Genomic DNA, 11,512 nt, shown 5'->3' on the forward strand with positions numbered 1-11,512 from the left:
ATATTTGCAACACTTCGGGAAGTTTTCTTATTGTTCAATCGTCTAATCTGTACCAACTTTGCAGTATAAAATTATAGAAAATGAAAACAATAAATGTCCCAGCAAGAGACCAAGTAACTGAACAAAATCAACACTTATTTGACAATTTGAAAAAAATGGTAGGATTTGTTCCTAATTTATATGCAACATTTGCTAATTCTGATAATGCCTTGGCCAATTATTTAACTTTACAATCTGGTAAAACATCCTTAAGCGGAAAAGAAAAAGAAATCGTTAATCTCGTTGTAAGTCAATATAATCAATGTGTTTATTGTCTAAGCGCACACACACAAATTGCTAAAATGCAAGGTTTTACGGACGAACAAATCATCGAAATCCGCAAAGCAGATATCACTTTTGATACAAAATTTAATGCTTTATCTCAATTAGTAAAAAGTTCTGTGGAAAATAAAGGACATGCTACACCAGAAATTGTAGATGCCTTTTTTGAAGCGGGTTACAACGAAGGAAATTTGGTAGACGTGGTCGTATTAATCGGAGATAAAATTATCACTAACTATTTATATGCAATTACAAACATTCCAGTTGATTGGCCTTTAGCACCAGAAATTTAAATTAGAGATTTAATAAATATAGGCAAACGAATAAATTTAAATTTATTCGTTTGCCTATATTTATAGTATAGAAACTCTATTTTGTTCCTCCTCCTAATGCTGCATACAAATTCACTACAGCTTGTAACTGCTGTAATTTATCTGTAATAGAGCTATGTTGAGCCGTCAAAAGATTTTGCTCAGAAGTAAGTACATCTGTGAAGTTAGTTGTGCTTGTATATTTTAATAGTTCTTTGGTAAAATGTACAGCCTTTTGTAAATTGGCAATTTGTGCTGTACGAGATGGTTTTTTTTCTTCCACCATATTGAATTGATACAATGCATTGGATACTTCTTCTCCAGCAGTTAATAGTACTTTTTGATAATTGTACTTGGCAGCTTCATAATTTGCTTCCGCAATTTTAAGTCTTTGTTTGTTTAGTCCATTATTGAAAATAGGTTGAGTTAAGCCTGCAACTAAATTGGAGAAAAAGGATGTAGTACTAAAAAAATTATTCAATTTAGTTCCATAAAAACCAGCCTCGCCAGTTATTGTTAATGCGGGATAGAAATAAGCACGAGCCACATTTGTCAATTCAAAATAGCTTCTCAACTGGTATTCTGCTTGTTTTACATCTGGTCTATTTGCAAGTAGTTGAGTAGGCACTCCTATTTTTAATGTTTCATAAATAGGTTCATTAAACAGAGAATCTCTTGCTATTGGACCTGGAGATCGACCTAACAATAAAGAAATCGTATTTTCGGATTGTCGAATATTATTTTTTATATCAGGAACTGTTGCTAAAACAGAATAATAATTGGCAGCACTTTGCACCACCGCTGCACCAGTAACTACGTCTGCATCTTTTAATTTGCGCATAGTAGTTGTATCTAATGCATAGCGCGTTAATGACTGTTGAGCTATATTTAATTGAGCATCATATGCCATTAATTGAAAATATGCCGCTGCGATATCTGCAACAATTTGTGTCTGTACTGCTTGACGATTAGCATCACTTGCTAACAATGTTGCTAACATTGACTTTTTTGTACTGCTCAATTTCCCCCAAATATCTACTTGCCAAGAGGTTAAACCATACAATTGATAGATTCGAGTGGCGCTACCTTGCGTATTTGCATTGGTTAGTTTATGATAAGCTCCAGCAGAAGCATCAATTGTAGCAGTTGGTATAAATGCCAATTTACTTTGATCAAAATTAGCTTCTGCCGATTTTATATTTACAATAGCAGTTTTTAAATCTAAATTACTTTGAATTCCTTCGGAAATTAAATTCTGTAGAATAGTATCTTGAAAAATTTCTTTCCATGAAAGTGATGCCATATTAACACTATCTCCAATAGGATTTCTAAATAAACTATCTGGTATCCGTTCACGATTGACATAGGGCTTGTTAACTTTACAACCAATTATAGTCGCCATCACTATAGCTACAATTATTAAAGATAAATATTTATTATACCAAAATCTCATTCTGTTACTGATTTAAAATTTCACACACCAAATTACGGTTCACTTTATTATTTTTCATCCAGAATTAATTCATCATTTTCATCGTATTTATTAACGCCCATTTTTTCTTGCAAACCTTGGAATATTACATATAATCCAGGAATCACAAAAACGCCTAAAAATGTTCCAAACAGCATACCTCCAATAGAACCAATACCTATTGATTTATTACCATTAGCACCTACACCACTAGAGAATACCAACGGCAGCAAACCAAATATAAAAGCTAATGAGGTCATTAAAATAGGACGAATCCTAATCTTTGCACCAGCAATGGCACTCTCCAATAATCCCATTCCTTCTTTTCGCTTTTCCAAAGAAAATTCTACCATTAAAATGGCATTTTTAGCCAATAACCCAATCAACATAATCATACAAATCTGGACGTATATATTATCATCAATGTCAAACATTTTAGCAAATACAAATATGCCAAAAAGCCCGATTGGTAAGGAAAATAATACGGCGAAAGGAAGAACATAGCTTTCATAAAGTGCGCTCAATAATAGATATACAAAACACAAACTCAAAGAAAATATAATAATAGCTTGAGCGCCAGTACTTTGTTCTTCTTTACTAATACCACTATATTCAAAACTATAACCCGGAGGTAAGTCAGATACGGCGACATCATTAATGGCTTGCATCGCTTGTCCCGTACTATAGCCATCTGCAGGAGATCCGCTTACAGAAATAGCATTATACATATTAAACCTTGCCATAGTTGATGGTCCATAGACTTTTTTCATCGTAATATACTCTGAAATGGGTGTCATGGTGCCGCTACTATTTCTAATTTTAATATTACTTAATTGACTTATATTTCCACGATAAATGGTATCTGCTTGTAGGATAATTTCATATTGCTGACCAAATTCTGTAAAATTACTTACATACGAACTTCCATAATAGACATTGATCAAATTAAGTATATTGATAGGGGCAATTCCATTGTCTTCACATTTGGGTACATTTACATCTACACGATATTGTGGAAAGTTTGGATTAAATGCAGTTGCGGCATATTGAATTTCTGAACGAGTATTTAAAGTATTTAAAAATTTCTGAGACACTGCATAAAATTCTTGAATACTATGCCCCCCTCTATCTTCTAGTTGAAAAGTAAAACCACCACTTGTTCCGAAACCACTTATTGTAGGTTGTTGCATAAAATTAATAGCAACTCCGGGAATGTGTTTCGTCTTTTCAGTCAATTCTTTTATGATCATTCTATCTGTAACACCAGGACGCTTGCTCCAATTCGTCAATCTCAAAATCAACATACCATAAGAACTCCCACTACCGCCTAATTGGTTTTGACCAAGTGTTGTCATTGTTGCTTGGATTTCGGGAATAGTACGACTAATACTGTCAATTTCGTGATTGACGACTTGGACACGTTCTTTCGTAGCCGCGGCAGGCAATGTTACATTCACAAAGACAGTTCCCATATCTTCCGAAGGAACAAAGCTTGAGGGCATACTCTTAATTATAATGTAAAAAAAGCCACCAAAAATCAAAACAATAAGAATGGTCAACCATTTCCTTTTCGCGATGGAACTAACCGCATTGGAATATTTATTTACAACTTTATCATAGCCATTATTAAATCCTGACTTTATTTTTTGCAAAACAGTCTTTTTTTCCCCATCTTTCACATGAACTGGTGGTTTCAAAAACATCGCTGCCAATGCGGGGCTTAGTGTTAATGCATTAAGTGCAGAAATCATGATTGCAAATGCCAACGTAATACCAAATTGCTTATAAAATACACCAGCCGAACCACTCATAAAAGTTACAGGTAAAAAGACTGAAGCCATTACCAATGTAATAGAAACAATGGCAGGCGCGATTTCTCCCATTGCATCAATTGCTGCTTTTCTCGGTGAAGTATATCCATTTTCCAATTTACTATGCACAGCTTCCACCACTACCACTGCATCATCTACTACAATTCCGATTGCCAAAACCAGTGCAAACAAAGTGAGTAGATTTAAACTATAACCAAATATATATAAAAAGAAAAAAGTACCAATAATAGAAACAGGTACAGAAATACCATGAATAATCGTAGAACGAACGTCCTGTAAAAAGATTAAAATCACTAAAAATACAAGTAAGAAACACTCTATTAAAGTGTGTAATACCTTGTCAATACTCTCACTTAAAAAATTATTAATATTTACTAATTCTACCGATTGAATACCAGACGGAAAGCTCTTTGCCGCATCTGCCATTACTTTTTGAGCCCCCAAAATAACATCTTGTGCATTTGATCCAGGAGTCTGACTGATAGCAATGGAAACACCAGGCCTACCATTAATAAAAGTTGAAGCAGTGTAAGTCTGGGTACCTAGTTCAACTCTTGCGACATCTTTTAAATATAAATATTGCCCATCACCAATAGCTTTTACTATTATATTTTTAAATTGATCTATAGACACCAAAGTTCCAGAATAGGTTAAATCATATTGAAATGCTTGATTTCCATTGTCACCAACTTTCCCAGGAGCGGCGTTAAAATTTTGATTATTTAAAGCGGTTGTGACGTCCGAAGGATTTAAGCCATAATCTGCCATTTTATCCGGTTCTAACCATATACGCATAGAATAGGTCATAGCACCTCCAAACACATTGGCTCCTCCTACTCCATTGGCTCTTTGTAATTGAGGTACTAAATTGATCGCTGCATAATTTTGAAGAAATTTTTGATCAAATTGTGGGCTATTACTATAGAGTCCGACAATGAGCACATTACTATTTTGTTGTTTACGTACAGTAACACCCGCTTGAGTTACGGCAGCTGGCAATTTGGACAGAACGGTACTAATACGATTCTGTACATCCACAGCCGCTTGATCTGGATCGACACCTACTGAAAAGAAAATACTAATAGTTGCAGTTCCTGTATTACTAGACGAAGAGGTCATATAAGACATCCCTTCCACGCCATTGATTTGTTGTTCCAAAGGAAAAACAACACTATTTATTAAGGTGGTAGTATTCGCCCCTGGATAAGATGCGGAAACTTGAATCGTGGGTGGTGCTATATCTGGATATTGCGCTACAGGCAAACTACTAATCCCCATAATACCTAATACGATTATAATCACCGAAATAACTGTACTTAGTACGGGTCTTCTAATGAAAAGTTTTAACATGGCTTAAGGATTAGAATTAGTTTGCATGGTATTATAAAGACTATCCGTATTGATACGCATCGGTTTTATAACAGTACTATCACTGATATTTAAACCATTTAATAATACTTTTTCCCCACTTTTTACACCTTTTGTAATTACAAGAAAATCGCCATCATCTGTAGTTGATGTATTTACAGCGACACTTATTACTTTATTCCCAGGAATGATTTTATATACAAATGATTTGTCTTGCAATTGATAAATGGCTACAGCTGGCACTAATAATGCACTGTCCATATCTCGAGGAATACGCACTGTTGCACTTGATCCATTTTGAATAATTCCCATCGAATTACTGAAAGTGGCTTTTAATGTTGCCGTTCCTGTTGTACTTTGAATACCTCCGCTAGCCGTTTCTAATTTTCCTTTCACAGGATAAATAGTCCCATTTGCCAACACAAGTGTTACGGGTGGTATATGACTTAATTTTTCGGTCATGGTATTTCCTGCTACATGAGCCATAAAACCTAATAATTGTCGCTCACTAAAGGAGAAATAAGCATACACGCTTGACGTATTGGATAATGTAGTAAGAGGGTTGGTAGTTGTACTACTTACCAACGCACCAATTTTATAAGGAATTAATCCGATCACTCCATTTTGTGGACTTCTTAAATAAGTATATCCTTGATTTGTCTGTGCATTTGCCAAGGTTGCATTGGCTTGAGCCAATGCGGCTTGTTGAGATTGTAAGGTATATTGAGCAGCTTCAAGTTCATATTTACTCACAATATCTTGCTCCACCAACGGCCTAACCTTTTCAACATTCATTCTTGCAGTATTCACATTTGCAACTGCAATTTTAACTGCCGCTTTAGCTGTTTTTATATCTTGTTCGTATTGCGGATTTTTGATCCTAAATAATAATTGGCCTTTTGTAACGGTCGCACCTTCTGGTACATAGATTTCTTCTAAATATCCAGATACCATTGGACGAATTTCAACGACATTTTGACCTTGTATAGTTGTTGGAAAATCTCTATATACGGTTACTTCCTTCGGTTTTAATTCCAATACCTGATAACTTTGAATTGCCTTTGTTTTGGTCTCGGTCATTTTGCTTTTACAGGCTGTAAAAGCGATCATTAAAATGAGAAAATATATTCTATGCATATAGGAGCTTGTAAGTTAATTGCTATTAAGATATAGTAAACAATCTAATTTAAAATTACATTTTTTAAATAGGAACTTTATTTTATTTCGATTAAACATTTATTTTTTTCGGTCAATATATGTGATTTCATTACGCGATCGAAACAAAGTTTGCATAGAAATTTGAAGAAATTTTGTTTTTTATATAAAACATTCTATTAAAACGAGACATTGAACGTTTAGATGCTTAAGTCGTCCGTTTCATATTGGAGTAAGTTGCTCAATATCATTGAAGTTGTATTTTTGTTAAATATGAACCAATTTCCAAAAGCCAAATTAATCAGATTAAGTTTTACATTATCATTTGCTATTTCGCTCATGATGGTATTCTTTTTTTGGGCTTCTGGAAAGTTTCAAGGAATCATAATTTATCGATTCGTTGGTGCATTTATTTTTTTTTTACTGACAAACTGGGTAAACATTTTTTTATTTCAACAAACTAATAAATTTAATACTTCTAAAATTGGCAAACTATTATTTTTGTTAATTAGTTATATTGGAACTCTGCTATCCTGGATGACCTCGTGGTATGTTTCTAGATTTTTGGCCCACTACGTTATACATAATTCTGAAATTGATAAAGTAACTAAATTTTCCATAGTTGCCTTATCCGTTTTTTGTTCGGATGTTGTAATTTTATTAATCCAAAGATTGGTAATTTCCCAGTATAATGAATCTCGAAAAGAGATTGAAAACCTATCTCTAAAAGCAAATTTAGCAGATGCCTCAAATCTTTTATTACGCCAACAACTACAACCTCATTTTCTATTTAATGCCTTAGCTACACTGAAGTCCTTATACAAATATAATGTTGGGCAGGGTGAGGAATATCTAGTGCATCTAGCCAGTTTTTTAAGAGAATCCTTATTGCACAAAGCTGCACATACGGTATTATTGGAAGATGAGCTAATATTTTGTAATCACTATATAAAAATGCAGGAAATTCGATTTGGCGCTGCTATGAACTATAAAGTGCATATATCTGAAAAAACTGCGAAGACAAAACATTTACCTTATTTTTCCTTACAGCCTTTAATTGAAAATGCATTCAAACACAATGATTTTACAGAAGAAAAGCCACTTAAAATAGAAATATTTGAAGATGAAGATTACATCGTTGTGCGAAATAACTTAAAAGAACGAAGACAAGTATCTGAATCTACTGGCAACGGATTATCTAATCTCTCGGAACGCTATAAATTGTTAAACGAGGCACCGATCCAAATTATCACAAACGATGGTAGATTTGACGTGCGATTAAAATTATTGGGATAAATGAATATTATCATTATAGAAGACGAAAGACTTACTGCTGCAGACTTGCAAGCGACTATAGAATCTATTGATAACAGCTTAGTAGTGGTAAAAATAATAAAATCTATAGAAGAGGGTATCTTTTATTTTAAAAAGCATGTTGAGGTTGATTTGATATTTAGTGATATCCGTTTGGGGGATGGTTTAAGTTTTGAAATATTAGGACCCTTGCAGATTCCTGTAATTTTCTGTACGGCTTATGATGAATACGCATTGACAGCTTTTAAGGCCAATGGAATAGACTATATACTCAAACCTTTCACCGATAAGGAAGTGCGGCTCGCTATTGATAAATTTAAACAACTCAAAGGCAATCAAACCGAAAATATCCAGCAGCAATATGAAGCCTTGTCGGAAATTTTCAAATATTCCGCACCAAAGCCGGCTTCACTATTGATACGACTCAGAGATAAAATCATTCCGATAAAGTTTGAACAATTTGCTCTTTTTTATTTGGAAAATAATATTGTAAATGCCGTTACATTTGATAGTGAAACATATCATCCGAGTAAGACGTTGGATGAATTGGAACAAATGGCGGGCGATGCTTTTTTTCGGGTAAATAGACAATATTTGATTCATAGAAATGTCGTGAAACACGCATCCAATATACTTTCTAGAAAATTATCCATCAGCATCAACATACCGCATGCTGCCGATATATTAATAAGCCGGGAGAAATCGCCTCAATTTTTAAAATGGCTATCTGGTGATTTGTAACTGATCATTCGGATAGAAATTTGATCGTTTGGCATTTAGAATTGTACGTTTCACATAGAAACTACTTTTCCTACAATAAGTGCATAGTTATTTTTGATCAAATTTTATTTCCGATATGCGACATCTCTCTCTGGCAGTTCTCTGTTTTCTTATTTTGAATCATACATTGGCACAAAAAGATACAAGTAAACTCTCCCAACCAGATTCTGCAACAATGGCAACAATACGTGCGAGGATTATAGAAAATGCTGCAATATTAAATCCTCGATTACGACAATTTTACATAGCTCATGAGGAACAAGGGACGAGCGATATCACTTCTAAATATAAAGATGGCACAGAAGCTTCTAGTGGCACATTTCGTATCGAACGTACACTTATAAATATGAATATGCCCATATTGCAACGTGGAAAAAGTACATTAATTTCGAGTTATGGATTCGTCAACCAGATTTTTCATATCGGAACAAATATGCCTAATGGTTCAGTGGAAAACACTACCAAATCCATGCAAATGCTTACTGCTGGACTTACCTATGCAACGCAGCAAAAATTATTTGGAAAAGATTTAACTATTATTGGTATGACTAGTGGATTATTCACAGCTAGTTTCGATAAGGCTCAACTTACTGCTATGGCAATAGCGAGTCTTACGTTGAAAAGAACGGCAACGACACAGATGTCTGTAGGTGCAGCATTTTTATATGACCCCTCTAGTCCATCTCCATTTTTACCGACATTTAGTTACTATCATAAATTCACCGATGCCAATTTAGATTTCATGCTCGACTTGCCATATAGATTGTCTATTCGCAGACAATTTTCCCAAAAATTCTCTTTAGCATTTTCTAACGATATGATTGGTTACAATTCCTTTTTCGACCAAGCTAACCTAACCACGGATAACAGACAAAAATTTGTTTATTCTTATCTAGAAGTAAAATCAGGATTTTTAGCAGAATACAGATTGGGTAAAAAAGCTATTTTGAGCCTAAGTAGTGGCATCAATTCACCATTGAAATCGAGAATTTTCGAAAACTATTCTAAACCAAATGATTATTTAATTAAAAATAATTTGCATGTAGTTCCGTATGTGCAGATTGGATTTTCAATGTTACCGTTCTGGAATGGTTTGAATTTGTAAAAATATAGTTAGCTAATATATCAATTGAACAAATTTCTAAATTCCAAAGGGCTCAAATTCGTTTTAGATTTGAATAGTTTTGTAAATGATGCTGGATGTTCAAAACCTAATTCATATGCTATTTCACTGATCGTAAGATGTGTAGTAGATAGCTTTTCTTTGGCTTTGTCAATTAGTTTATTTTGAATATATTGTTGTGTTGTTTGACCTATAAAAACTTTTAATAAACTTGTTAAATAGTTGGGCGTCAGATGCATTTCTTCTGCAATATCTGTTACAGACGGAATCCCGTTGTTTAATAGATTTTGTTCTTTGATCTTTTCATTTAATAATTGGTCTAACTTAGATAAAATTTCGTGATTTACCTTTTTTCTAGTAATAAATTGTCGTTCGTAAAATCGCTCTGTATAATTACATAAAAGCTCTATTTGCGAGAGAATAATGTTTTGGGTAAATTTATCCAAATTCGACTGATATTCTTTTTGAATATTCTTAAAAATATCGATCAACATGAGTTCTTCTTTTTTGGATAAAAAAAGTGCTTCATTTACAGCATATCCAAAGAAATCATATGTGTTCAACTTTTGAGCTAATCCAGTTCCCCATATAAAATCTGGATGAACGAGCAACAACCAACCCGAAGGTTCAGCTTCTGCATTGGGATCAATTTCTATACGAATGACTTGTTGGGGAGCGACCAAAGCTAGAACGCCCTCTTGAAAATCATATGGTTGTCGCCCATAGTTGAATTTCTTACTAACATTACGTTTTAATCCAATAGAATAAAAGTTTTGAACCCATTTAATATCGGTATATTCTGGAGGGTATTGCACTAAACTATAATCAATCAAGCTCACCAAAGGATGCTCTGGTTCGGGTAAATGTGCAAATTTGTGAAAATCATATATCGAGTTAAGTGTAAGTTCTACTTTCATAGTTTTTATTCTGTATACAAATTTAAACTTTAAAATATCGGAAATAAGTTGTTGACTTATTTCCGATACCTTATAAAAATTACCATTCTTGATCTGTTGGCAAAATGAATATTTCAGAAACGTCCACATAATCTGGAGACTCTAATGCATAAATCATACTATTGGCAATATCATTTGGTGTTAAAAAAGTCATTTGATTTTGTAAGGATTCCATACCCTTTTTATAGTTTGTATCCGTAATCTGATCATATAGATTTGTTGCTACCGCTCCAGGTTGAATGCTTGTCACTCGAATATTATATTTTTTGCCAATTTCCATACGCATAATATCAGAAAAAGCGGCTACAAAATATTTAGTACCACAATACACGGCTAAACCTTTGAACAATTTTCTTCCTGCTATTGAAGAAAGATTGATGATATGTCCATTCCTTTGTTGAATCAATTCTGGTAAAACTGCTGCAGTTACATTCAATACTCCTTTGATATTGATGTCCACCATTTGATCCCATTCGTTTATTTTAAATGTGTCAATATCCGCAGCAGGCATTATTCCAGCATTGTTAATTAGGATATCTATTTTTCCAAAATGATTTTTGATTTTTTCGATTGCATTTTGAACACTTTTCTTATCTGCAACATCCATTGGACAAGCCAATGCCGTAAAGCCTTGTGTCGTTAAATCATCTACGATTTGATGAAGTTTAGATTCGCTACGTGCAGCAAGGACAACTTTTACGCCTTTTTGTGCTAATATTTCAGCTACACCTTTTCCGATTCCACTTGAAGCACCTGTAATTAAGGCGACTTTGTCTTTTAATTCCATTTGATAATTATTTTAAAAGACAAAGTTCAGTGGATTTATAACCTTTCATTTTGCCGTATCAATGGAATGCATTTCCATATCCACGATAAGTAGA

9 protein-coding genes are annotated in these 11,512 nt (G+C 33.8%); 4 read left to right on the plus strand and 5 right to left on the minus strand.

The window, feature by feature from the left end:
- The first annotated feature begins 80 nt into the window (after positions 1–80).
- On the plus strand, positions 81–614 hold the full coding sequence (locus E0W69_RS07145) for a carboxymuconolactone decarboxylase family protein (protein WP_131329333.1): 534 nt from the start codon (positions 81–83) through the stop codon (positions 612–614).
- A 76-nt stretch (positions 615–690) separates the two neighbouring features.
- On the opposite strand, the gene E0W69_RS07150 is transcribed toward E0W69_RS07145, so the two are convergent.
- From E0W69_RS07150 to E0W69_RS07160, 3 genes are read right to left on the minus strand one after another with little or no spacing between them, the layout of a single operon-like run.
- A complete protein-coding gene (locus E0W69_RS07150; RefSeq protein ID WP_131329334.1) occupies positions 691–2,085 on the minus strand; it encodes a TolC family protein in 1,395 nt (464 codons plus the stop codon).
- 47 nt (positions 2,086–2,132) lie between these two features.
- On the minus strand, positions 2,133–5,285 hold the full coding sequence (locus E0W69_RS07155) for an efflux RND transporter permease subunit (protein ID WP_131329335.1): 3,153 nt from the start codon (positions 5,283–5,285) through the stop codon (positions 2,133–2,135).
- A 3-nt stretch (positions 5,286–5,288) separates the two neighbouring features.
- On the minus strand, positions 5,289–6,440 hold the full coding sequence (locus E0W69_RS07160; protein ID WP_131329336.1) for an efflux RND transporter periplasmic adaptor subunit: 1,152 nt from the start codon (positions 6,438–6,440) through the stop codon (positions 5,289–5,291).
- Positions 6,441–6,731: 291 nt separating this feature from the next.
- On the opposite strand from E0W69_RS07160, the gene E0W69_RS07165 reads away from it, so the two are divergent.
- The 3 genes from E0W69_RS07165 to E0W69_RS07175 all read left to right on the plus strand — a co-directional run bounded on the left by E0W69_RS07165 (position 6,732) and on the right by E0W69_RS07175 (position 9,657).
- Entirely contained in the window at positions 6,732–7,754 is a 1,023-nt protein-coding gene (locus E0W69_RS07165) for a sensor histidine kinase (RefSeq protein ID WP_191967993.1), read from the plus strand.
- Positions 7,755–8,513 (plus strand): LytR/AlgR family response regulator transcription factor, encoded by a 759-nt coding sequence (locus tag E0W69_RS07170; RefSeq protein WP_131329338.1) that lies wholly within the window; start codon positions 7,755–7,757, stop codon positions 8,511–8,513.
- 115 nt (positions 8,514–8,628) lie between these two features.
- Positions 8,629–9,657: a DUF6268 family outer membrane beta-barrel protein gene (locus E0W69_RS07175; protein WP_131329339.1), complete on the plus strand. Its 1,029-nt coding sequence runs from the start codon at positions 8,629–8,631 to the stop codon at positions 9,655–9,657.
- A 20-nt stretch (positions 9,658–9,677) separates the two neighbouring features.
- On the opposite strand, the gene E0W69_RS07180 is transcribed toward E0W69_RS07175, so the two are convergent.
- Together E0W69_RS07180 and E0W69_RS07185 are read right to left on the minus strand one after the other, a co-directional pair.
- The gene (locus E0W69_RS07180) at positions 9,678–10,592 is read right to left on the minus strand and encodes a helix-turn-helix domain-containing protein (protein ID WP_131329340.1); all 915 of its coding nucleotides are present in this window, start codon (positions 10,590–10,592) and stop codon (positions 9,678–9,680) included.
- Positions 10,593–10,671: 79 nt separating this feature from the next.
- The gene (locus tag E0W69_RS07185; RefSeq protein ID WP_131329341.1) at positions 10,672–11,418 is read right to left on the minus strand and encodes an SDR family oxidoreductase; all 747 of its coding nucleotides are present in this window, start codon (positions 11,416–11,418) and stop codon (positions 10,672–10,674) included.
- Between the last annotated feature and the right edge of the window lie 94 nt (positions 11,419–11,512).

Origin of the sequence: Rhizosphaericola mali (assembly GCF_004337365.2) — a bacterium.
In the GTDB taxonomy this organism is placed as follows: Bacteria; Bacteroidota; Bacteroidia; order Chitinophagales; family Chitinophagaceae; genus Rhizosphaericola; species Rhizosphaericola mali.